Below are 22,446 nucleotides of genomic sequence, written 5' to 3' on the forward strand. Positions count from 1 at the left end.
TCCGCCAACGAGCGCGTCGCACGCACGAAGACCCCGGTCCAGCAACGAGGCTGGTCACGGGGTCTGTTGGCACTCCATCGTGGGTGCCCCCGGCAGGATTCGAACCTGCGCACACGGCTCCGGAGGCCGTTGCTCTATCCCCTGAGCTACGGGGGCGCGACGGGTAGAACCCTATCAGCTCGGTGAGGGGGGCCCGCACCGCGTTTCCGTACGTGGGTGCGGGGGGCGCTACTACCGGGTACAGATTCGGAAAAGCCCGGACGGGGGGTGGGGGCCGCGCTTAGGCTGGCTGTGTGCCAGGCGCGCCCGGCCGGGTCCTCGTCGTCGACGACAGTCAGGCCATCCGGCAGCTGATCAGGGTCAATCTCGAACTCGACGGCTTCGAGGTCATGACCGCGTCCGACGGCGCCGAGTGCCTGGAGGCCGTGCACGCGTTGCGGCCCGACGTGATCACGCTCGACCTGGCGATGCCGCGGCTGGACGGTCTGGGCACGGTGGGCCGGCTGCGGACGGACGCCAGGACCGGACATATTCCGCTGGTGCTGGTGAGTGCCAGCGCCTGCTGGCGGGAACCGCCGCACGGGGTGGACGCGGCGCTGGCGAAGCCGTTCGACCCGGGGGAGTTGGTGCGGCTGGTGCGTCGGCTCTGGTCGGAGGGCCGGTCGCGCGCCGTTCGGCTGGTGAAACCGGTGGCGGAGTGCCGGCCGGGTTCTCGTACGCTGGCCCCGTGACTCCGGCCCAGCTCTCCGACGCGGTGCTGCGCGACGTGCGCGACGCCGTGGCCGACGGTGAGCTGTCCCTGCCGGCCATGGCGCTGCCCGAACGGGTCTCCGTGCGTCGACCCCCGCGGGGCGACGGCGACTGGGCCACCGGGATCGCGCTGCGGCTGGCCGGCCCGGCCGGCCGGGCCGCGCCCGAGGTGGCGGGGCTGATCGGCGAGCGGCTGGCGCGGCGGGCCGGCGTGCGTCGGGTCGAGGTCAGCGGTGCCGGCTTCCTCACCGTCACGTTGGCCGACGGCGCCGAGGCGGAGTTGCTGCGGGAGATCCTGGCCCGGCCGCGCCCGCCCGTGCTGCCCGAGGATCCGGCCAGGGACGTGGCCCGCTGGGCCGAGGCGACCGGCGCGGACCCGGCGTCGCTGCTGGTGCAGCGCGAGGGGAACCCGCTCTTCCTGGTCAGGTACGCGCACGCGCGCAGCCGGGCGCTGGTGCGCGCCGGGGAGGCGCTGGGCCTGCCCGCCGAACCAGGACCCGGCACGTATCCGTACCCGTACCCGTACCTCGGTGAACGGACCCTGCTCGGGCTGCTCGGCGACGCGTCCGTCGAGGCGCCCCAGCCCTCCATGTCGGGCGCTGGCGCCGCGTGCGTGCCCTCCGGGATACGGGTCGCCGACCCGGAGGCCGACGCCGTGGGCCACGCCATCCAGACCGTCAGGGCCCACCCCGCCCCCGCACGCGCGACCGCCGGGACGGCTCGGGCCCAGGACCCGGTGCTGCGCTCCCCGGCAAGGGGCAGGCGGTTGCCCGCCCGGTTGCGGCGTACGGCCGACGCGTTGCTCGTCGTCGAGGGCGAGCGTCCGACCCTGCCGCGCGGCGACGAGAAACCCGGGGTCGTCCACCGCGCCCGGCTCGCCCTCGCCCAGGCGGCCGGGACGGTGCTCGCCGACGGCCTGTACGAGTTGGGCGTCAGCGCACCCGAACATCTCTAGGACCAGCAAGAACTGAGGGTTTCCCCATGAGCCGATCCGCTCATCCGGCCGGGCCTCGGCACGGCGACGTGCTCCCCGAGGGGCACTACACCGCCCCGCCCGCCGATCTCAACGCCCTGGACCCGCGGGTCTGGGCCAGGACCGTCGAGCGGCGCGCCGACGGCGTCGTCGCCGTCGCCGGCCTCGACGTCAACGAGCTCGCCGCGACCTACGGCACCCCGGCGTACGTGCTCGACGAGGATGACTTCCGGGCCCGTTGCCGGGCCTGGCGCGAGGCGTTCGGCGCGAACGCCGACGTCTTCTACGCCGGCAAGGCGTTCCTCTCGCGCGCCGTCGTGCGCTGGCTGCACGAGGAGGGCCTGAACCTCGACGTCTGCTCCGGCGGCGAGTTGACCACCGCCCTGGCCGGCGGCATGCCCGCCGAACGCCTCGCGCTGCACGGCAACAACAAGTCGCTCGAGGAGATCGAGCGGGCCGTCGCCGCCGGGGTGGGGCGGATCGTGCTCGACTCGTTCCAGGAGATCGAGCGGGTGGCCGACGTCACCCGGCGGCTCGGCGTGCGGCAGCGGGTGCAGGTGCGGGTCACGGTGGGCGTCGAGGCGCACACCCACGAGTTCATCGCCACCGCGCACGAGGACCAGAAGTTCGGCCTGGCGCTCGCCGACGGCACCGCGGCCGAGGCGGTGCGCCGGGTGCTGGCCCGCCGCGACGACGGCCTCGACCTGGTCGGCATCCACTCGCACATCGGCTCGCAGATCTTCGACATGGCCGGTTTCGAGGTGTCCGCGCGCCGCGTCGTGGGGCTGCTCGACGCCATCCGCAACGAGCACGGCCTCGAACTGCCCGAGATCGACCTCGGCGGCGGCCTGGGCATCGCGTACACGCCGGAGGACGACCCGAGCGAGCCGCACGAGATCGCCAAGACGCTCGGCGACATCGTGGCGCGCGAGTGCGACCGGGCCGGGCTGGCGCCGCCCCGGCTGAGCGTCGAGCCGGGCCGGGCGATCGTCGGGCCGACCGCGTTCACCCTCTACCGGGTCGGCACGGTCAAGCCGCTCGACGGCCTGCGCACCTACGTCAGCGTGGACGGCGGGATGTCGGACAACATCCGCACCGCGCTGTACGACGCCGAGTACTCGGTGGCCCTGGCGAACCGCGCCTCGCAGGCGCCGCCGACGCTGATCCGGGTGGTCGGCAAGCACTGCGAGAGCGGCGACATCGTGGTCCGCAACGCCTATCTGCCGGCCGACGTGGCCCCCGGCGACCTGCTCGCGGTGCCGGCCACCGGCGCCTACTGCCGCTCGATGGCCAGCAACTACAACCACACGCCCCGCCCGCCGGTGGTCGCGGTCCGCGGCGGCACCGGGCGGGCGATCGTGCGCCGGGAGACGGACGAGGACCTGCTCCGCCTCGACGTTGGCTGAGACCCGTCCACGGGGCGGCCGGACCCACACCGGTCCGGCCGCCCGGCTCGGCTCTCGGCTCGGCCCCCGGTCCGGGAGAAACCGCCACGCACCCCGGCCGAGTCCGCATACTGAACGTACGTGGGTCGGTCCGCCGTACCTGCGTGACACTGGATGTCCGTCGGGTGAGCTGAAAGGCGAGGGTCGGATGGTGCGCACTCGTCCGTTGCAGGTGGCGCTTCTGGGCTGCGGTGTCGTCGGCTCGCAGGTGGTCCGCCTCATGACGACGCACGCCGACGATCTCGCGGCCCGGGTCGGTGCCCCGGTGCGGCTGGTCGGCGTGGCCGTACGGCGCCCGGACCGGCTGCGCGAGGGCGTCGATCCCGAGCTGGTCACCACCGACGCCGCCGGGCTGGTGGCGCGTGGCGACGTCGACGTCGTGCTGGAGATGATCGGCGGCATCGAGCCCGCCCGCTCGTTGATCAACTCGGCCTTCGAGCACGGCGCCAGCGTGGTCACCGCGAACAAGGCGCTGCTCGCCGAGGACGGCCCCACGCTGTACGCGGCGGCCGAGAAGCACGGCGCCGACCTCTACTACGAGGCCGCCGTCGCCGGTGCGATCCCGCTGCTCCGCCCGCTGCGCGAGTCGCTGGCCGGCGACACGGTGAACCGCGTGCTCGGCATCGTCAACGGCACCACCAACTTCATCCTCGACCGCATGGAGTCCACCGGCTCGGGATACGGCGAGGCGCTCTCCGAGGCGGCGGCCCTGGGCTACGCCGAGGCCGATCCGACCGCCGACGTGGAGGGCTTCGACGCGGCCGCCAAGGCCGCGATCCTGGCCGGTATCGCCTTCCACAGCCGGGTGCGGCTGGACGACGTGCACCGGGAGGGCATCACCGAGGTCACCGCCGCGGACATCGCGTCCGCCCAGGCGGTGGGGCGCACGGTCAAGCTGCTGGCGATCTGCGAGCGGGCCGCGGACGGCCAGTCGGTGACGGCCCGGGTGCATCCGGCGATGATCCCGCTGAGCCACCCGCTGGCGTCGGTGCGCGAGGCGTACAACGCGGTCTTCGTCGAGGCGGAGGCCGCGGGCCAGCTGATGTTCTACGGCCCCGGCGCGGGCGGCACGCCCACCGCGTCCGCCGTGCTCGGCGACCTGGTGGCGGCCTGCCGGAACAAGCTCAACGGCGGGCAGGGCCCGGGCGAGTCGGCCTACGCGCAGCTGCCGGTCAGCCCGATGGGCGACGTCGTCACCCGGTACCACATCAGCCTCGACGTGCAGGACAAACCGGGCGTGCTGGCCCAGGTGGCGACCGCCTTCGCGGACCACGGAGTGTCGATCGACAGCGTGCGGCAGAGCGGCAAGGATGGCGAGGCGTCGCTGGTCCTGGTCACGCACCGGGCGCCGGACGCCGCCCTCGCCGCGACGGTCGGGGCGCTGCGCCGGCTGGAGACGGTGCACGGCGTGGCCAGCATCATGCGGGTCGAGGGCGAGTAGCGGGCGCCACCCCGGAGACACGGAGAAGACCGGAAGCACCGAGAACACCGAAAGCCGAGGAAGCAACCGGAAGCACCGGAAGCACCGGAAGTAACCGGGAGCATTCGGAAGCACGGGGAACGCGGGTACACGGGGAACGCGGCAACGCGGAACACGGCGAACAAGGGGAAACGAGAGACCGTGGTCATCATGGACGCATCTGTGGGCGCGACCGGGCAGGCCGGCCAGCAGGACGGGCCGGCGCAGGCCGGTCCGGCAGGCGGCGCGGCCGCCACCAGCCGCCAGTGGCGCGGCGTCATCGAGGAGTACCGGGACCGGCTGCCGGTCACCGGGGAGACCCCGGTGGTGACGCTGCGCGAGGGTGGCACGCCCCTGGTGCTCGCGCAGGAGGTCTCCGAGCGCACCGGCTGCGAGGTGCACCTGAAGGTGGAGGGCGCCAACCCCACCGGATCCTTCAAGGACCGGGGCATGACGGTGGCCATCTCCCAGGCGAAGGAGGCGGGCGCCCAGGCCGTCATCTGCGCCTCGACGGGCAACACCTCGGCCTCCGCCGCGGCGTACGCGGTGCGCGCCGGCATGGTCTGCGCGGTGCTGGTCCCGCAGGGCAAGATCGCGCTCGGCAAGATGGGCCAGGCGCTGGTGCACGGTTCCCGGATACTGCAGGTCGACGGGAACTTCGACGACTGCCTCACGCTGGCCCGCGGCCTCTCGGAGAAGTACCCGGTGGCCCTGGTGAACTCGGTCAACCCCGGCCGTATCGAGGGCCAGAAGACGGCGGCCTTCGAGATCGTCGACATGCTCGGCGACGCCCCCGACATCCACGTGCTGCCGGTCGGCAACGCCGGCAACATCACGGCGTACTGGAAGGGCTACCGGGAGTACGCGGCGGACGGCCCGGCCTCCCGCACGCCCCGGATGTGGGGGTACCAGGCGGCCGGCGCGGCGCCGATCGTGCGCGGCGAGCCGGTCAAGGACCCGTCCACCATCGCCACCGCCATCCGCATCGGCAATCCCGCCTCGTGGGCCTCGGCGGAACGCGCCAGGGACGAGTCGGGCGGCCTCATCGACGCCGTGACCGACCGTCAGATCCTGGCCACCTACCGGCTGTTGGCCGCCAGGGAGGGCGTCTTCGTGGAGCCGGCCTCGGCGGCCTCGGTGGCCGGGCTGCTCAAGGCCGCGGAGGACGGGCTGCTCGACCCCGGACAGCGCGTGGTCTGCACCGTCACGGGCAACGGGCTGAAGGACCCGGACTGGGCGGTGGCCGGCGCGCCCCGGCCGGTCACCGTGCCGGTGGACGCGGACGCCGCCGCCGAACGCCTCGGCCTGGCCTGAGCGGTCGCCGAACGGCCCGCCTGACCGAACGTCGCGCAGCGCCCGCCCGACCGTACGGCCCGAACGGCCGGTGCGACCCCGGGCGGCGCGGAACGACCCGGACGGGCCACACCGGCCGCCCTGTATCGCGTCAGAACCTTCCTTCGATAGGCTGGTATTCGTTCCCGTAGTGGTGTGCTGCTCCCACGGGTCCGCGAGCCAGGACCACAACCGTGCGCAGCGGACCCCCGCCACACCGCGCGACCTGCGGAAACGTGCCGCACATCTCACCAAGGAGAGTCATCGAGCGATGGCCCATCCCGCCTTCCGCGCCGCCGCCGTTCGGGTCCGCACGCCGGCGACCAGCGCCAATCTCGGTCCCGGCTTCGACGCCCTGGGGCTGGCCCTCGGGCTGTACGACGACGTGGTGGTGCGGGTGGCGGACGCCGGACTGCATATCGACATCGCCGGCGAGGGGGCCGACACGCTGCCGCGTGACGAGGGGAACCTGCTGGTCCGGAGCCTGCGGACGGCGTTCAGCGCGCTGGGCGGCCAGCCGCGGGGGCTGGAGATCGTCTGCGCCAACCGCATCCCGCACGGCCGCGGCCTGGGCTCGTCCTCGGCCGCGATCTGTGCGGGCCTGCTGGCGGCCCGCGCGGTCACCACGGGCGCCGAGGCCCGGCTCGACGACGCGGCGCTGCTGGAGCTCGCGGCCGAGATCGAGGGGCATCCGGACAACGTCGCGGCCTGCCTGCTCGGCGGCTTCACGCTGGCCTGGGGCGAGGCGGGCGCGGTGCGCGCGATCCGGATGGAGCCGGCGGGCAGCATCGTCCCCGTGGTCTTCGTGCCCGCCCGGCCGTTGGCCACCGAGACCGCCCGCGGCCTGCTGCCGCGCAGCGTGCCGCACGAGGACGCGGCGGTGAACGCGGGCCGGGCGGCGCTGCTGGTCGAGGCGCTGACCAGGCGTCCCGAGCTGCTGCTGCCGGCCACCGAGGACCGGCTGCACCAGGAGTACCGGGCCCCGGCGATGCCGGAGAGCGTGGACCTGGTCGGCCGGCTGCGGGCGGACGGCGTGCCCGCCGTGATCTCGGGCGCCGGCCCCACGGTGCTGGCGCTCGCCGAGGACGGGGAGGCCGACAAGGTCGCCCGACTGGCCGGCGCGGGCTGGACCGCCAACCGGCTGACGCTGGACACCACGGGCGCGGCGGTGCTGCCGCTGGCGGGTGGGTCCGCTCAGTGACGGCGGCGACGGCCGCGACAGGCCAAACGAACAGCGAAGGGGGGAATGAAGGCGGGATCCGGTAGTGTTAACCTCAAGTCTGCACGTACCGACACGCAGGACATCAACGCTGCGGGTTCGGTGCCTGCGGGTCCCACCATTTTCGGGACCATCATCTTCTTCCGGGAGCCTCCACTCATCTGCCCGTGCAGCCTGCCTGGCAGTGCCGAGCCCGCTCCGGAACGGTGCGGCGATTCGCGGCCGTACTCCGCGATCACCCGCACCACACCTTGTGAACTGATCTTCCCGCCCTGTGAGGAAACAGGCGGGGACACCGCACCGGGCGGTCCACCGGACTTGGACCGTAGCCGGACAGCACGACCGGTCGCCGAGCCAGACAGGCCGACGTCCGCTCCAGGGAAGGACCCTTCGTGAGCGACACCACCGATCTGATGGGCGTGAGTGCCGACAGCGCCGACAAGACTGCCGGTGATGCCACCGCGTCCGCCACGGACGCTCCTGCCGCCAGCGCCACCCGGCGTCGGCGCTCCGGTACCGGCCTCGACGGCATGGTCCTGGCGGAGCTGCAGCAGGTAGCCTCCGGGCTTGGAATCAGGGGCACCGCGCGCATGCGCAAGAGCCAGCTGATCGAGGTCATCAAGGAGAAGCAGGCCGCCGGCTCGCAGGGCTCGGCGGCGAACGGTGAGGCGGCGGACGCCGCGGGCCAGGGCGCTGGTGACAAACCGAAGCGCCGCGCCACCTCCCGTGCCCGGACCGGCGACGAGGCCGCCCAGCAGATCGAGATTCCCGGCCAGGGCCAGGCCGACGGCACGGCCCCCGCGGCCGGCGAGTCCGGCAAGGCGGACGGCGCCAAGGGCGACGGCGGCCGGGGCGACAAGGGCGAGCGGTCCGAGAAGGCCGACAAGGGCGGGGACAAGGCCGACAAGGACGGCGGCCAGGGGGACCGGCAGTCGAAGCGCGACCGCAGGGGCAAGAACAGCGGCGGCGGCCAGGGCGGCGGCCAGAACCAGAGCCAGGGCGGCGGCCAGGGGCAGAACCAGGGCGGCCAGAACCAGGGCCAGGGCGGCGGCCGGGGCGGCCGTGACGGGCGCGACAACCGTGACAACCGCGACGGCCGGGACAACCGCGACGGCCGCGACGGCCGCGACAACAGGGACGGCCGCGACGACGACTTCGACGGCGGCCGGCGCGGCCGCCGGGGCCGTTACCGGGACCGCAGGGGCCGCAGCGGCAGCAGGGGCCGCGACGACCTGAGCGAGCCGCAGATCACCGAGGACGACGTCCTGATCCCCGTCGCCGGCATCCTCGACATCCTCGACAACTACGCCTTCGTGCGCACCTCCGGCTACCTGCCGGGCCCGAACGACGTGTACGTCTCGCTCGCCCAGGTCCGCAAGAGCGGCCTGCGCAAGGGCGACCACGTCACCGGCGCGGTCCGCCAGCCCCGGGACGGCGAGCGGCGCGAGAAGTTCAACGCGCTGGTCCGCCTCGACTCCGTCAACGGCATGGCGGCCGAGTCCGGCCGCGCCCGCCCCGAGTTCAACAAGCTGACCCCGCTGTACCCGCAGGACCGGCTGCGCCTGGAGACCGACCCCGGCGCGCTGACCACCCGGATCATCGACCTGGTCTCGCCGATCGGCAAGGGCCAGCGCGGGCTGATCGTCTCGCCGCCGAAGGCCGGCAAGACCATGGTCATGCAGTCGATCGCCAACGCGATCACTCACAACAACCCCGAGTGCCACCTCATGGTCGTCCTCGTCGACGAGCGTCCCGAGGAGGTCACCGACATGCAGCGCTCGGTCAAGGGCGAGGTCATCTCCTCGACCTTCGACCGGCCCTCGGAGGACCACACCACCGTCGCCGAGCTCGCCATCGAGCGCGCCAAGCGCCTCGTCGAGCTGGGCCACGACGTGGTCGTGCTGCTGGACTCCATCACGCGCCTGGGTCGCGCCTACAACCTGGCCGCGCCCGCCTCCGGCCGCATCCTCTCCGGTGGTGTGGACTCCGCCGCGCTGTACCCGCCGAAGAAGTTCTTCGGCGCGGCCCGCAACATCGAGGACGGCGGCTCGCTGACCATCCTCGCCACCGCGCTGGTGGAGACCGGCTCCCGGATGGACGAGGTGATCTTCGAGGAGTTCAAGGGCACCGGCAACATGGAGCTCAAGCTGGACCGGAAGCTCGCCGACAAGCGCATCTTCCCGGCCGTGGACGTCGACGCCTCGAGCACCCGCAAGGAGGAGATCCTGATGGGCAGCGAGGAGCTGGCCATCGTCTGGAAGCTCCGCCGGGTGCTGCACGCGCTGGACCAGCAGCAGGCCATCGAGCTGCTGCTCGACCGGATGAAGCAGACGAAGTCGAACGCCGAGTTCCTGCTGCAGATCCAGAAGACGACGCCGACCCCGGGCAACGGCGGCGACTGAGCCCGCGGATCCGGGCCCCGAACGCGGGGGTGGCCGGCCGCCCCCGGGCGCGGGGGGCCCCCGCCCACCCCCGCCTCGCGTTCTCGGCGTTCTCGGCGTTCACGCGTTCTCGGCGTTCGAAGATCGGGAAGCGGGGTCCCGGACTTCGGGGCAAGATGGATAAATGCTCCCGATACGCCTCGGCCGTCGCTCACCCGACGCGTGGGCAGAGCGGCTCGGCCGGCGCGGCCGGGTGCTACGGGCCCTCGTCCTCACGACGATCGGGGCGTTGCTGCTGTCGGTCGCCGGCGCCGCCGCGCTCTACGTGAAGCTCGACGGCAACATCGCGCACGTGGACATCGACGCCGCGCTGGGCACCGACCGCCCCGAGGACTCGGCGGGCGACTCGATCGACATCCTGGTGCTCGGCTCCGACGCGCGCTCCGAGCGGGGCGCCGGCGTCTACGGCGCCGCGGCCGGCGCGCGTTCGGACACGGCGATGATCGTGCACGTCAGCGCCGACCGTTCGGCGGCCACCGTGGTCTCCATCCCCCGGGACACCCTGGTCAGCCGCCCCGACTGCCGGCGCCCCGACGGCTCCACCGCCCAAGCCGCCGACCGCGTGATGTTCAACGAGGCGTACCAGGTGGGCGGCCCCGCCTGCGCGGTCCGCACGGTGGAGTCGCTGACCGGGATCCGGATGGACCACTACGTCGAGATCGACTTCCAGGGCTTCGAGCGGCTGGTGAACACGCTGGGTGGTGTGGAGATCACCACCACGGAGCCCATCGACGACGCCAAGAGCCACCTGAGCCTGCCGGCCGGCACCCACACCCTCGACGGGGAGCAGGCGCTGGCCCTGGTGCGCACCAGGAAGGCCATCGGGGACGGCAGCGACCTGGCCCGGATACAGCTCCAGCACGACTTCCTGCGGGCCCTGGTCGACCAGATCGGCGGCGTCGGGCTGCTGACCAACCCGGGCCGGCTCTACGACCTCGCCGACGCGGCCACCTCGGCCGTGACCACCGACTCGGACCTGGCCTCGGTCTCCCAGCTGACCGACCTGGCCGGCGCGCTGCGCGCCATCGAGTCGGACGACCTGCACCTGATCACCCTCCCGGTGACCTACGACAGCGAGGACGTCAACCGGGTCGTGCCGCTCACCGAGCGGGCCGAACAGGTCTGGACGGCGCTGCGCCGGGACCGCCCGGTGCCGGAGTCCGCCACCCGGGGCTCGGCCGCCGAAGCGGACGGCGACATCGTCGCCGGGCACGACGGCGGGAACGGCGAGCCGGCGGAATAACGGACCCCACGGGACCGTTTTGGCTGGCGCGCCCCCCTGCTGGCACACTGGGGCGTCGGCTCCGGTTCACGGCGCGCATCCGGCGTGCCGACCCGGCGGCCACCAGAGAACGAGAGGTAACACCGTGAAGCGCGACATTCACCCGGCGTACGTCGAGACGCAGGTCAGCTGCACCTGTGGCGCGTCGTTCACCACCCGTAGCACCGTCACCGAGGGACGCATCCGGGCGGACATCTGCTCCGAGTGCCACCCCTTCTACACCGGCAAGCAGAAGATCCTCGACACCGGCGGCCGCGTGGCCCGCTTCGAGGCCCGCTTCGGCAAGAACGCCGGGTCGTCCCGCAAGTAGCGCAGCACCCCACGCCGGGCCCGGCCGCTCCCCGAGCGGGCCGGTCCGGCGTTTTTCGCGTCCCACCCGGCACCCTCCGGGTCCACCCACACCCACCCTCACCTGTCCCGTCAGGAGCCGAAGAAGATGTTCGAGGCGGTCGAGGAACTCATCGGCGAGCACGCCGACCTCGAGCGGCGGCTGGCCGACCCCGCGATCCACGCCGACCAGGCGACCGCGCGCCGGCTGTCCCGGCGCTACGCCGAGCTGACCACCCTCGTCACCGCCTACCGCTCCTGGAAGGAGTGCGGCGAGGACCTGGAGGCCGCCCGCGAACTCGCCACCGAGGACCCGGACTTCGCCAGCGAGGTGAAGGAGCTCGGGGCCCGCAGGGAGGAGCTGACCGACGAGCTCAGGCTGCTCCTGGTGCCCCGCGACCCGAGCGACGACAAGGACGTCATCCTGGAGATCAAGGCGGGGGAGGGCGGCGAGGAGTCCGCGCTCTTCGCCGGCGACCTGCTGCGGATGTACCTGCGGTACGCGGAGCGCCTCGGCTGGCAGACCGAGCTCATCGACGGCAACGAGTCCGACCTCGGTGGCTACAAGGACGTCTCCGTCGCCGTGAAGACCCGCGGCACTCCGCCGCCCGGGCAGGGCGTCTGGGCCCGGCTGAAGTTCGAAGGCGGCGTGCACCGGGTGCAGCGCGTCCCGGCCACCGAGTCCCAGGGCCGCATCCACACCTCGGCCGCCGGCGTCCTGGTGCTCCCCGAGGCCGAGGACGTCGACGTGGAGATCAACCCGAACGACCTGCGGGTGGACGTGTACCGCTCCTCGGGTCCGGGCGGCCAGTCGGTCAACACCACCGACTCCGCCGTGCGCATCACCCACCTGCCCACCGGCATCGTGGTCTCCTGCCAGAACGAGAAGAGCCAGCTGCAGAACAAGGACCAGGCGATGCGCATCCTGCGCGCCCGGCTGCTGGCCGCCGCCCAGGAGGAGGCCGACCGCGAGGCCGCCGACGCCCGGCGCAGCCAGGTGCGCACCGTGGACCGCTCCGAGCGGGTGCGCACCTACAACTACCCCGAGAACCGCATCTCCGACCACCGGGTGGGCTTCAAGGCCTACAACCTCGACCAGGTGCTCGACGGAGACCTCGACGCCGTCATCCAGGCGTGCGTGGACGCCGATTCGGCCGCCCGGCTCGCGGCGGCGGGCTGAGCGCCGGGACCGTAAGGTGGGCGACGTGACTGTGTCATCCCGGTCTGAGTCATCCCCCCCGCCCCGGCCGCCGCGATCCCTGCTGCTGGCCGAGGTGGCGCGGGCCACCCAGCGGTTGGCCGACGCGGGCGTGCCGTCGCCCCGCTTCGACGCCGAGGAGCTCGCGGCACACGTGCACGGCACCGACAGGTCCCGGCTGCACAGCGTGGCGGACGCCGACTTCGACGCCCGCTACTGGGAGGTGGTGGCGCGTCGCGAGGCCCGCGAGCCGCTGCAGCACATCACCGGACGCGTCTTCTTCCGCTATCTGGAGCTCCAGGTGGGCCCCGGGGTGTTCGTGCCCCGCCCCGAGACCGAGTCGGTGGTCGGCTGGGCGATAGACGCCGTCCGGGCCATGGACGTCGCCGAGCCGCTCATCGTGGACCTCTGCACCGGCTCCGGCGCCATCGCGCTCGCCCTCGCCCAGGAGGTGCCGCGCTCCACCGTGCACGCCGTCGAGCTCGACGAGGGCGCGCTCTCCTGGGCCCGCAGGAACGCCGAGGGCAGCCGGGTGCTGCTGCACCAGGGGGACGCCCGCACCGCCCTGCCCGAACTCGGCGGCCAGGTCGACCTAGTGATCTCCAACCCGCCGTACATCCCGCTCACCGAATGGGAGCACGTGGCCCCCGAGGCCCGCGACTACGACCCCGAACTGGCGTTGTTCTCCGGCGAGGACGGCCTCGACGTGATCCGCGGCCTGGAGCGGGCCGCACACCGGCTGCTGCGACACGGCGGCATGGTGGTGATCGAGCACGCCGACACCCAGGGCGGCCAGGTGCCCTGGATCTTCACCGAGGACCGCGGCTGGGCCGACGCCGCGGACCACCCGGATCTCAACAACCGCCCCCGCTTCGCCACCGCCCGCCGGGTCGCTCGGTGACCCGAGGGTACGAGGAGGACGTGAACCATGGCACGGCGTTACGACTGCACCGAACCGAAGACACGCAAGCACGGGCTGCGGGAGGCCGCCGCCGCGGTCCGGCGCGGCGATCTGGTGGTGTTCCCCACCGACACCGTCTACGGCATCGGCGCTGACGCCTTCAACACCACCGCCGTGGGCGACCTGCTGGAGGCCAAGGGCCGCGGCCGCGGCATGCCCTCGCCGGTGCTCGTCGGCTCGCCCAACACCCTGCACGGCCTGGTCACGGGCTTCCCCGAGAAGGGCTGGGAGCTCGTCGACGCCTTCTGGCCCGGCGCGCTCACCATCGTCGCCCGGCACCAGCCGTCGCTCACCTGGGACCTCGGGGAGACCCACGGCACGGTCGCCGTCCGCATGCCGCTGCACCCGGTGGCCCTGGAACTGCTCAAGGAGATCGGCCCGATGGCCGTCTCCAGTGCCAACCTCACCGGCCACGCCGCTCCCGTGGACTGCGACGCGGCCAAGGAGATGCTCGGCGACTCCGTCGCCATCTACCTCGACGGCGGGCCCAGCCTGGACACGGTGCCGTCCAGCATCGTCGACGTCACCGGGCAGACGCCGCTGCTGCTGCGCGCCGGTGCCATCGGCGAGGAGGAACTGCGCAAGGTCGTCCCCGACCTGGAGATCGCGCATTGACACCCGCCTCGAACGGCGGCCCCGCGGACACCCACCCCGGCATACCGGCGCCGGGAGCGTCCGGCACCGGGGCCCGCGTCTTCAGAATCCTGCACGTCAGCACGGGGAACGTGTGCCGGTCCCCGATCACCGAGCGGCTGACCCGGCAGGCGCTGGCCGAGCGGCTCGGCGGCCATCCCGGGCTGGTGGTGGAGAGCGCCGGCACCTGGGGGCACGAGGGCGCGCCCATGGAGGAGCACGCCGCCCAGGTGCTGGCCGAGTACGGGGCCGACGCCGACGGCTTCGTCGGCCGGGAGCTGCTGGACGAGCACGTGGTCCAGGCCGACCTGGTGCTCACCGCCACCCGGGACCACCGGGCCCAGGTGATCTCGATGGGGCACGACGCCGGGCTGCGCACCTTCACGCTCAAGGAGTTCACCCGGCTGGTTCGCGCCATCGACGCCGCCACCCTGCCCGCCGCCGAGTCGCCCGACGGGCTGGTCCAGCGCGCCCGGACGCTGTCCCGCGCCGCCGCCGCGCTGCGCGGCTGGCTGCTGGCGCCCAGCCCGGAGGCCGACGAGGTGCCCGACCCGTACGGCGCGCCCATCCCGTACTTCCGCAGCATCGGCGAGGACATCCGCGGCGCGCTCGACCCCGTGGTCACCGCGCTCACCGGCGTGCCACCGCGCCCGTCCCGCCCCCGCCGGGTGCTGCTCTAGACACGTCGTAGGCTCGGAGGGGTACCGCGGGGCCCCGCTCCGAGGCAGCGGGAGATCCGGCGGAACCCGCGTGAATCATGCGTGAAGTCGGCCGATTCCGTGGCGGAGCGGCGGCACCTGCCCGGACGAGGAGGCGGGCGGGGGAACCGGCATGAGAAGGTGTTGCGCGGTAGACCAGCGAGACCACTGGGGCAGCTTGTGCGCGAATACCTACTGACGCTGTGCGTCGCGGCCACGGTCACGTATCTGCTGACCGGGCCGGTGCGGAAGTTCGCCATCGCCGTCGGTGCCATGCCGCCGATCAGGGCCCGCGACGTGCACACCGAGCCGACGCCGCGGCTCGGCGGTATCGCCATGTTCGGCGGGCTCTGCGCCGCGCTGCTGACCGCCTCGCAACTCACCAACGTCGGCGAGGTGTTCCGGCTATCCGACGAGCCGCGCGCGCTGCTCTCCGCGGCCGGGCTGATCTGGTTGATCGGCGTGATCGACGACAAGTGGGGCGTGGACGCGCTGCTCAAGCTGGGCCTGCAGATGATCGCGGCCGGCGTCATGGTGGCGCAGGGCCTGACCATCCTGTGGCTGCCGATCCCCACCGTGGGCGCCGTCGCCCTCACCCCGCTCCAGGGCACGCTGCTGACCGTGGCCATCGTGGTGATCACCATCAACGCGGTGAACTTCGTCGACGGCCTCGACGGGCTGGCCGCCGGCATGGTCTGCATCGCCGCCGCCGCGTTCTTCCTCTACGCCTACCGCCTCTGGTACGGGTACGGCATCGAGGCGGCCGCGCCCGCCACGCTGTTCTCCGCGGTGCTGGTCGGCATGTGTCTCGGCTTCCTGCCGCACAACATGGCACCGGCGCGGATCTTCATGGGCGACTCGGGCTCCATGCTGCTCGGCCTGATCCTGGCCGCCGGCGCGGTGTCCATCACCGGCCAGGTGGACCCGGACCTGATCCAGACGTTCACCGGCTCCGAACGGCGGCTGGTCATCGAGACGGGCCCGGTCTACATCCCGCTGCTGCTGCCGTTGATCATCATCGCGGTGCCGTTCGTCGACCTGGTGATGGCCATCGTCCGCCGCACCTGGAACGGCCGTTCGCCGTTCTCGGCCGACCGCGGTCACCTGCACCACCGGCTGCTGGAGATCGGTCACTCGCAGAGCCGGGCCGTGCTGCTGATGTACTTCTGGTCGGCGCTGATCGTCTTCGGCGTGGTCGGCTACTCGGTTCGCTCGGCCAGCGCAGCGGCCTGGATCGTGCCGGCCATCGTGGCGCTCAGCGCGATCGGCCTGGTGGTGCTGCTGCTGCCGACCCTCAACCGCAGCTTCGCCTGGGCCGAGCGGCTGCTGCCGCGGCGGTACCGGCTGCGCCGCCGAGCCACCAGGAACGGCGACGCGGAGACCGACCAGGACGACCAGGGCGCCGACCCGGCACCCGGCGGGACCGAGGACGCCGGCGCGGAGTCGCGCGCGGGCGCGGAACAGGGCGGCCAGGACACTCCGGACGCCGGAGCGGACGCCGGAGCGGAGGCCGGTGCGGACGGGTCAGGGCGCGCGGAGGGGACGAAGCCGCACGGCCCCACGCTGGCCCAGTTGCACGGCGCTACGGCGGTGGGGGATCGGCACCGGTTCGCCCCCAAGCGCAAGATCGACAGCCGCTCCTAACACGTTTCGGTGACAGGGTCACCTGCGCAACCTGCCAACTACTCCAAACGTGTGAGCCCTCGCACACCAACAGAGTAAAGACCTCATCAAAAAGTTTGTGATAGCGTTCACGAGTGACGGCGCTCTCGCTCATCGCGCCGTGCATATGTGCTCGTCAACGACGACAGTCCCCCATCTGCCGGAGCATGCCATGCAGTCCAACGACGCCCGGATCATCCGTGGCGCCGCGCTCCCGAGTGCAGCGGTCGGCGCCCTTGCCGTCGTCATCGCAGCGGTGGCTGCGGGGGCGGAAGGCGCGCTCGGCGCGGCCCTCGGCGCGCTGCTGGCCGCCGGCTTCTTCGGGCTCGGACAACTCGCGCTGATCCGGGCGAGCCGGCGCTGGCCCGAGTTGTTCCTCGGCATTGGTTTCCTGGTCTACATCACGCAGATCGGCGTGCTGCTCGGCCTGCTGTTCCTGTTGCGGGACGCCTCGTTCCTGAACGGTCGGGCCTTCGGCGCCGGGGTGCTGGTGGGCACCGTGGGCTGGCTGGTGGGCCAGACCCGGGCCAACTTCACGCTCAAGACGCCGTACGTCGAGCCCCGTCCGAGCACCGGGGGCGACGAGGAGGCGACCTCCGCGAGCGACGCCTCCGCGACCGAGACCGGTGCGCCCGCCCCGGGCGGTCGGCCATGAACCTCCCCCACCCCCGTCGTGCACGTGCCCGAGGGGGGCGAGGTTCGGGGTACCCGTGGGGGCTGCTATCGTCCGTCGCCGAGAGCCGCGAACCCCGGCCTCGGCCGCGCCGTGCCGCGTCGGGCCTGACGGGTTCCTCTTCCACCACCCAGTCCAGTGCCGCTCCGTGGCGCCCCGCCACGCCGACACACGAGGTTGCCGTATACATGCGCCACGCCGAGGGAGCCCATGGTGAATGACGACCAGACGCTCGCCTTTGAGACCGACTGTCATCTGTTCCATGACTGCGGCTACCCGGCTCCTTCGCTGTGGTCGTTCGAGTTCGAGCCGCTGTTCCACCTCGGTCCCGTCGAGGTCAACAAGCCGATGCTGCTGGCGCTGCTCAGCACCGTCGTCATCTTCACCTTCTTCTGGGCCGCGTTCGGCCGGGCCAAGGTCGTGCCCGGCAAGATCCAGCTGATCGGCGAGACGCTGTACGACTTCGTGCGGCGCGGCATCGCCAGGGAGACCATCGGCAAGGAGGGCGAGAAGTACGTCCCGCTGCTGATGTCGCTGTTCTTCCTCGTCTGGTTGCTCAACGTCTGGGCGATCGTGCCGTTCGCCCAGATCCCGGCGAGCTCCATCATCGGCTATCCGGTGGCGCTGGCCCTGGTCGTCTGGGTCACCTACATGACGCTGACCTTCCGGACGAACGGCTTCGTCGGCGGCATCAGGAACCTCTGCGTGCCGAGCGGTCTGCCCAAGCCGATCTACGTGCTGCTCACCCCGATCGAGTTCCTGTCGAACGTCTTCATCCGCCCCTTCACGCTGGCGGTCCGACTCTTCGGCAACATGTTCGCCGGGCACGTGCTGATCCTGGTCTTCCTGATCGGCTCCTGGTACATGCTCGGGTCGGTCGTCGGCACCTTCTACTCGGTGACCTCGCTCGCCATGACCCTGCTGCTCACGGCGTTCGAGATGTTCGTCCAGGCGCTTCAGGCATACGTCTTCGTCGTGCTGACCGCCACGTACATCCAGGGCGCTCTCGAGGAGCCGCACTGACGCGCTCGCGGCGCCGCCCCCCCGCGACCACCACACCCGTTCCACCCGAAAAACGACCGGTGGCCCACACACCGTCCACCGGCCCACCGAGATAAAGGAAACCACCGACATGTCTGTTGAGACCCTTGCCGCCCTCGAAGGCAACATCGGCGCCGTCGGCTTCGGCCTCGCCGCCATCGGTCCGGGCATCGGCATCGGCTACATCTTCGGCAACGGCGTGCAGGCCATGGCCCGCCAGCCCGAGGCGACGGGCCTGATCCGGCAGAACATGCTGCTCGGCTTCGCGCTCGCCGAGGCGCTCGCGCTGATCGGCTTCGTCGCCCCCTACGTGTACTGACGGCCCTTCGACAGCCAGTAGCCGATACCGACCGAAAGGCCCACCATGATCCATCTGGCGGCCGAAGAGCCGCAGAACCCGCTGCTGCCGGCGTGGCCCGAGATCGTCATCGGTCTGTTCTGCCTCGGCGTCATCTACCTGATCTTCCACAAGAAGCTGCTGCCCACCATCAACAAGGCCCTGGAGGAGCGGCGTGCCGCCATCGAGGGCGGCATGGAGAAGGCCGAGGCCGCGCCGGCCGAGGCCCGGCAGACGCTGGAGGAGTACCGGGAGCGCCTGGCCGAGGCCCGCCACGAGGCGGCCCGGCTGCGCGAGGAGGCCCGGGAGCAGGGTGCCGCCCTGATCGCCGAGATGCGCGAGGAGGGGCAGCGTCAGCGCGAGGACATCGTCAGCGCCGCGCACGCCCAGATCGAGGCCGAGCGTCGGCAGGCCGCCCAGTCGCTGCGCCGCGACATCGGTCGGCTCGCCACCGAACTGGCCGGCCGGCTGGTCGGCGAGTCGCTCGAGGACCACGCCCGACAGAGCCGCGTCATCGACCGGTTCCTCGACGAGCTCGAGGAGCGGGCCGAGGCCGCAGAGGCGGCCCGATGACCGCCGGCGGCATCGCCAGCCGCGAGGCGCGCGCCGCCGCCCGGGAGCGGCTCAGCGTGCTGGCCGACAGCACCTCGGTGGACGTCACGACGCTCGCCGACGAGCTGGCCGCGGTCACCGCGCTGCTCGACCGCGAGGTGTCGCTCCGCCGGGTGCTGACCGACCCCTCTCAGCCGGGCGAGCCCAAGGCCGAGCTGGTCGGCCGGCTGCTCGGCGGTCAGGTCGGCGGCGAGGCCGTGGACCTGGTCTCCGGCATGGTCCGCTCGCGCTGGTCCGCGTCCCGCGACCTGGTGGACGCGGTGGAGGAGCTGGCGGACACGGCGGACCTCATCGCGGCCGAACGGGCCGGAGTGCTCGACACGGCCGAGGACGAGCTGTTCCGGTTCGGCCGGATCGTCGTCTCCTCGCCCGAGCTGCGCTCCACCCTCGCCGGCCGGGACGACGACGAGGTGGCGCGCTCGGCCAAGAGCGCGCTGGTGCGGCGGCTGCTGGGCGGACGTGCCCAGGAGGTCACCCAGCGCCTCGTGGTCCGGCTGGTGGAACGGCCGCGGGGTCGTAGCCTGGAAGGCGGGCTGGAGGACCTGAGCAAGCTGGCCGCCGAGCGCCGCGACCGTTCCGTCGCGGTGGTCACGTCGGCGGTGCCACTCAGCGACAGCCAGCAGCGCCGCCTCGGCGACGCGCTGGCGAAGCTGTACGGCCGGGCGATCCGGCTGAACCTCGACGTGGACCCGGAGGTCCTCGGCGGGATCTCGGTGCGGATCGGCGACGAGGTCATCGAGGGCACCGTCGTCGGCCGGCTCGACGAGGTGGACCGGCGGCTGGACTGACGGCCGGTCCCCGGCCGGCCCGGCGCCGACCACATACAACGCACTCAGCGGCCCGAGTTGGGCCGTAACAGATATGACGGGCCCAACAAGGAGAGCAGGGAACCCAGATGGCGGAGCTCACGATCCGGCCGGATGAGATCCGGGACGCGCTGGAGGATTTCGTCCAGTCGTACTCGCCGGACGCGGCCTCGCGGGAAGAGGTCGGGACGGTCAGCGTTGCCGGCGACGGCATCGCGAAGGTCGAGGGGCTGCCCTCGGCCATGGCGAACGAACTGCTGCAGTTCGAGGACGGCACCCTCGGCCTCGCCCTCAACCTTGAGGAGCGGGAGATCGGCGTCGTCGTCCTCGGCGAGTTCAGCGGCATCGAGGAGGGCCAGTCGGTGCGGCGCACCGGCGAGGTGCTCTCCATCGGGGTCGGGGACGGCTACCTCGGTCGGGTCGTGGACCCGCTGGGCAACCCCATCGACGGCCTCGGCGACATCGAGGCCGAGGGCCGCCGCGCCCTGGAGCTGCAGGCCCCCTCGGTGATGCAGCGCAAGTCGGTGCACGAGCCGATGGAGACCGGCTACAAGGCCGTCGACACCATGACCCCGATCGGCCGCGGCCAGCGCCAGCTGATCATCGGCGACCGGCAGACGGGCAAGACCGCCCTGGCCGTCGACACGATCATCAACCAGCGCGACAACTGGCGCTCCGGCGACCCGGGCCGCCAGGTGCACTGCATCTACGTGGCGATCGGCCAGAAGGGCTCCACCATCGCCTCGGTGCGCGGCGCCCTGGAGGAGGCCGGCGCGCTGGAGTACACCACGATCGTGGCGGCCCCGGCGTCCGACCCGGCCGGCTTCAAGTACATCGCCCCCTACGCCGGCTCGGCCATCGGCCAGCACTGGATGTACGCGGGCAAGCACGTGCTGATCATCTTCGACGACCTGTCGAAGCAGGCCGACGCCTACCGCGCCGTCTCGCTGCTGCTGCGCCGCCCGCCGGGCCGCGAGGCGTACCCGGGCGACGTGTTCTACCTGCACTCCCGGCTGCTGGAGCGCTGCGCCAAGCTGTCCGACGACATGGGCGCGGGCTCGATGACCGGCCTGCCGATCGTGGAGACCAAGGCCAACGACGTCTCCGCGTTCATCCCGACCAACGTGATCTCCATCACCGACGGCCAGTGCTTCCTGGAGTCCGACCTGTTCAACGCGGGCCAGCGGCCGGCGCTGAACGTCGGCATCTCCGTCTCCCGGGTCGGCGGCGCCGCCCAGCACCGGGCGATCCGGCAGATCACCGGTTCGCTCCGCGTGGACCTGGCGCAGTTCCGCGAGCTGGAGGCGTTCGCCGCCTTCGGCTCGGACCTGGACGCGGCGTCCAAGGCCGCCCTGGAGCGCGGCCGGCGCGTGGTGGAGCTGCTGAAGCAGGAGCAGTACAGCCCGTTCTCCACGGAGAACCAGGTGGTCTCCGTCTGGTCGGGCACCACCGGCCTGATGGACGACGTCCCGGTCGGCGACATCCGCCGCTTCGAGCGGGAGCTGCTCGACTACATGGGCCGCGAGCACAAGGACCTGCTGACCGCCATCCGCGAGGGCGGGAAGATGTCCGACGAGACCGTCGAGGCCCTTCGCTCGGCTGTGAACAAGTTCAAGCAGCAGTTCGAGACCTCGGACGGCAAGCTGCTGGGCGAGGGCTGACGATGGGCTCTCAGCTACGCGTATACAAGCGTCGTATCCGGTCGGTCTCCGCGACCAAGAAGATCACCCGGGCGATGGAGATGATCGCCGCCTCGCGCATCGTCAAGGCGCAGCGGCGGGTGGCGGCGTCCACCCCGTACTCCGACGAGCTGACCGCCGCGGTGGCCGCGGTGGCGTACGGCTCCTCGGAGCTGCGGCACCCGCTGACCACCGAGGCGGACCCGGCCCGGCGGGCCGCGGTGCTGGTGATCACCAGCGACCGCGGCCTGGCCGGCGGGTACTCGGCCAACGTGCTCAAGGCGGGCGAGCACCTCACCGGTGAGCTCGTCGCCGAGGGCAAGGAGGTGGACACCTATCTGGTCGGCCGCAAGGGCGTGGCCTACTACGGCTTCCGCGAGCGGCCCGTGACCCAGTCCTGGACCGGCTTCACGGACAACCCGACGTACGCCGACGCCAAGCGGATCGCGGAGCCGTTGATCGAGGCCCTGGAGCGGGACACCGACGAGGGCGGCGTGGACGAGCTGCACATCGCCTACACCGAGTTCGAGTCGATGATCACGCAGACCCCGGTGGAGCGGCGGATGCTGCCGCTGACCCTCGACTCGACCGCCGAGGAGTCGGCCGAGGTCTTCCAGCGGGGCGGTCAGCCGCATCCGCTGTACGACTTCGAGCCCTCGGGTGAGCAGGTGCTCGACGCGCTGCTGCCGCGGTACGTGGAGAGCCGGATCTACAACGCCCTGCTCCAGGCGGCCGCCTCCAAGCACGCCGCCACGCGGCGGGCGATGAAGTCGGCGACGGACAACGCCGAGGAGCTCATCAAGTCGTTCACGCGGCTTGCCAACCAGGCCCGCCAGGCCGACATCACCCAGGAAATCAGCGAGATCGTCGGTGGCGCCAACGCCCTGGCCGACGCGACCGCCGGGAGTGAGCGATAAC

21 protein-coding genes and 1 tRNA gene are annotated in these 22,446 nt (G+C 72.3%); 21 read left to right on the forward strand and 1 reads right to left on the reverse strand.

Going from position 1 to position 22,446, the window contains the following annotated elements:
- Nucleotides 1–84 precede the first annotated feature (84 nt).
- Nucleotides 85–156: transfer RNA gene (locus ABGB06_RS03250), tRNA-Arg, on the reverse strand.
- 137 nt (nt 157–293) lie between these two features.
- Between ABGB06_RS03250 and ABGB06_RS03255 the strand changes: the two genes are divergently transcribed.
- From ABGB06_RS03255 to ABGB06_RS03355, 21 genes are all read left to right on the forward strand, one after another.
- Nucleotides 294–731, forward strand: a complete 438-nt coding sequence (locus ABGB06_RS03255) for a response regulator (RefSeq protein ID WP_347585102.1) — start codon at nt 294–296, stop codon at nt 729–731.
- Nucleotides 728–1,705 (forward strand): arginine--tRNA ligase, encoded by a 978-nt coding sequence (locus ABGB06_RS03260; protein WP_347585104.1) that lies wholly within the window; start codon nt 728–730, stop codon nt 1,703–1,705. Before ABGB06_RS03255 ends, ABGB06_RS03260 begins: the two co-directional genes overlap by 4 nt.
- Before the next feature lie 26 nt (nt 1,706–1,731).
- The gene (gene lysA / locus ABGB06_RS03265; RefSeq protein WP_347585105.1) at nt 1,732–3,129 is read left to right on the forward strand and encodes a diaminopimelate decarboxylase; all 1,398 of its coding nucleotides are present in this window, start codon (nt 1,732–1,734) and stop codon (nt 3,127–3,129) included.
- 187 nt (nt 3,130–3,316) lie between these two features.
- Entirely contained in the window at nt 3,317–4,609 is a 1,293-nt protein-coding gene (locus tag ABGB06_RS03270; protein ID WP_347585106.1) for a homoserine dehydrogenase, read from the forward strand.
- Nucleotides 4,610–4,798: 189 nt separating this feature from the next.
- Complete coding sequence (gene thrC, locus ABGB06_RS03275) at nt 4,799–5,941, forward strand: threonine synthase (protein ID WP_347585107.1); 1,143 nt, start codon at nt 4,799–4,801, stop codon at nt 5,939–5,941.
- Between the two features lie 289 nt (nt 5,942–6,230).
- Complete coding sequence (thrB, locus tag ABGB06_RS03280) at nt 6,231–7,160, forward strand: homoserine kinase (RefSeq protein ID WP_347585108.1); 930 nt, start codon at nt 6,231–6,233, stop codon at nt 7,158–7,160.
- A gap of 431 nt (nt 7,161–7,591) precedes the next feature.
- Nucleotides 7,592–9,580, forward strand: a complete 1,989-nt coding sequence (rho, locus tag ABGB06_RS03285) for a transcription termination factor Rho (protein WP_347585440.1) — start codon at nt 7,592–7,594, stop codon at nt 9,578–9,580.
- Nucleotides 9,581–9,743: 163 nt separating this feature from the next.
- Complete coding sequence (locus ABGB06_RS03290; protein ID WP_347585110.1) at nt 9,744–10,862, forward strand: LCP family protein; 1,119 nt, start codon at nt 9,744–9,746, stop codon at nt 10,860–10,862.
- Between the two features lie 124 nt (nt 10,863–10,986).
- Nucleotides 10,987–11,211, forward strand: coding sequence for a 50S ribosomal protein L31 (gene rpmE, locus ABGB06_RS03295; RefSeq protein WP_347585111.1), 225 nt, complete (start codon nt 10,987–10,989; stop codon nt 11,209–11,211).
- Nucleotides 11,212–11,337: 126 nt separating this feature from the next.
- Entirely contained in the window at nt 11,338–12,408 is a 1,071-nt protein-coding gene (gene prfA / locus ABGB06_RS03300; protein ID WP_347585112.1) for a peptide chain release factor 1, read from the forward strand.
- Between the two features lie 31 nt (nt 12,409–12,439).
- Complete coding sequence (gene prmC, locus ABGB06_RS03305; protein ID WP_347585442.1) at nt 12,440–13,327, forward strand: peptide chain release factor N(5)-glutamine methyltransferase; 888 nt, start codon at nt 12,440–12,442, stop codon at nt 13,325–13,327.
- 27 nt (nt 13,328–13,354) lie between these two features.
- The gene (locus ABGB06_RS03310) at nt 13,355–14,002 is read left to right on the forward strand and encodes an L-threonylcarbamoyladenylate synthase (RefSeq protein ID WP_347585113.1); all 648 of its coding nucleotides are present in this window, start codon (nt 13,355–13,357) and stop codon (nt 14,000–14,002) included.
- A 41-nt stretch (nt 14,003–14,043) separates the two neighbouring features.
- Nucleotides 14,044–14,700, forward strand: coding sequence for a protein-tyrosine-phosphatase (locus tag ABGB06_RS03315; RefSeq protein ID WP_347585444.1), 657 nt, complete (start codon nt 14,044–14,046; stop codon nt 14,698–14,700).
- A gap of 198 nt (nt 14,701–14,898) precedes the next feature.
- Entirely contained in the window at nt 14,899–16,362 is a 1,464-nt protein-coding gene (locus ABGB06_RS03320; RefSeq protein WP_347585115.1) for an MraY family glycosyltransferase, read from the forward strand.
- A gap of 190 nt (nt 16,363–16,552) precedes the next feature.
- Nucleotides 16,553–17,035: a hypothetical protein gene (locus ABGB06_RS03325; RefSeq protein WP_347585116.1), complete on the forward strand. Its 483-nt coding sequence runs from the start codon at nt 16,553–16,555 to the stop codon at nt 17,033–17,035.
- A gap of 228 nt (nt 17,036–17,263) precedes the next feature.
- Nucleotides 17,264–18,076: a F0F1 ATP synthase subunit A gene (gene atpB / locus ABGB06_RS03330; RefSeq protein WP_347585117.1), complete on the forward strand. Its 813-nt coding sequence runs from the start codon at nt 17,264–17,266 to the stop codon at nt 18,074–18,076.
- Between the two features lie 109 nt (nt 18,077–18,185).
- The gene (gene atpE / locus ABGB06_RS03335; RefSeq protein WP_347585118.1) at nt 18,186–18,413 is read left to right on the forward strand and encodes an ATP synthase F0 subunit C; all 228 of its coding nucleotides are present in this window, start codon (nt 18,186–18,188) and stop codon (nt 18,411–18,413) included.
- Nucleotides 18,414–18,458: 45 nt separating this feature from the next.
- On the forward strand, nt 18,459–19,004 hold the full coding sequence (locus ABGB06_RS03340; protein WP_347585120.1) for a F0F1 ATP synthase subunit B: 546 nt from the start codon (nt 18,459–18,461) through the stop codon (nt 19,002–19,004).
- Nucleotides 19,001–19,831, forward strand: coding sequence for a F0F1 ATP synthase subunit delta (locus ABGB06_RS03345; protein ID WP_347585121.1), 831 nt, complete (start codon nt 19,001–19,003; stop codon nt 19,829–19,831). Before ABGB06_RS03340 ends, ABGB06_RS03345 begins: the two co-directional genes overlap by 4 nt.
- Before the next feature lie 107 nt (nt 19,832–19,938).
- The gene (gene atpA / locus ABGB06_RS03350; protein WP_347585122.1) at nt 19,939–21,510 is read left to right on the forward strand and encodes a F0F1 ATP synthase subunit alpha; all 1,572 of its coding nucleotides are present in this window, start codon (nt 19,939–19,941) and stop codon (nt 21,508–21,510) included.
- Nucleotides 21,511–21,512: 2 nt separating this feature from the next.
- On the forward strand, nt 21,513–22,445 hold the full coding sequence (locus tag ABGB06_RS03355; RefSeq protein ID WP_347585123.1) for a F0F1 ATP synthase subunit gamma: 933 nt from the start codon (nt 21,513–21,515) through the stop codon (nt 22,443–22,445).
- Nucleotide 22,446 lies beyond the last annotated feature (1 nt).

This window comes from Streptomyces sp. B6B3, assembly GCF_039871525.1.
Lineage (GTDB): Bacteria > Actinomycetota > Actinomycetes > Streptomycetales > Streptomycetaceae > Streptomyces.

Excerpts from the sequence above, each read along its gene's own strand:
- lysA (WP_347585105.1), top strand. The coding sequence starts at position 1,732 with ATGAGCCGATCCGCTCATCCGGCCGGGCCTCGGCACGGCGACGTGCTC.
- ABGB06_RS03270 (WP_347585106.1), top strand. The coding sequence starts at position 3,317 with ATGGTGCGCACTCGTCCGTTGCAGGTGGCGCTTCTGGGCTGCGGTGTC.
- thrC (WP_347585107.1), top strand. The coding sequence starts at position 4,799 with ATGGACGCATCTGTGGGCGCGACCGGGCAGGCCGGCCAGCAGGACGGG.
- thrB (WP_347585108.1), top strand. The coding sequence starts at position 6,231 with ATGGCCCATCCCGCCTTCCGCGCCGCCGCCGTTCGGGTCCGCACGCCG.
- rho (WP_347585440.1), top strand. The coding sequence starts at position 7,592 with ATGGGCGTGAGTGCCGACAGCGCCGACAAGACTGCCGGTGATGCCACC.
- ABGB06_RS03290 (WP_347585110.1), top strand. The coding sequence starts at position 9,744 with ATGCTCCCGATACGCCTCGGCCGTCGCTCACCCGACGCGTGGGCAGAG.
- prfA (WP_347585112.1), top strand. The coding sequence starts at position 11,338 with ATGTTCGAGGCGGTCGAGGAACTCATCGGCGAGCACGCCGACCTCGAG.
- ABGB06_RS03310 (WP_347585113.1), top strand. The coding sequence starts at position 13,355 with ATGGCACGGCGTTACGACTGCACCGAACCGAAGACACGCAAGCACGGG.
- ABGB06_RS03325 (WP_347585116.1), top strand. The coding sequence starts at position 16,553 with ATGCAGTCCAACGACGCCCGGATCATCCGTGGCGCCGCGCTCCCGAGT.
- atpB (WP_347585117.1), top strand. The coding sequence starts at position 17,264 with ATGGTGAATGACGACCAGACGCTCGCCTTTGAGACCGACTGTCATCTG.
- atpE (WP_347585118.1), top strand. The coding sequence starts at position 18,186 with ATGTCTGTTGAGACCCTTGCCGCCCTCGAAGGCAACATCGGCGCCGTC.
- ABGB06_RS03340 (WP_347585120.1), top strand. The coding sequence starts at position 18,459 with ATGATCCATCTGGCGGCCGAAGAGCCGCAGAACCCGCTGCTGCCGGCG.
- ABGB06_RS03345 (WP_347585121.1), top strand. The coding sequence starts at position 19,001 with ATGACCGCCGGCGGCATCGCCAGCCGCGAGGCGCGCGCCGCCGCCCGG.
- atpA (WP_347585122.1), top strand. The coding sequence starts at position 19,939 with ATGGCGGAGCTCACGATCCGGCCGGATGAGATCCGGGACGCGCTGGAG.
- ABGB06_RS03355 (WP_347585123.1), top strand. The coding sequence starts at position 21,513 with ATGGGCTCTCAGCTACGCGTATACAAGCGTCGTATCCGGTCGGTCTCC.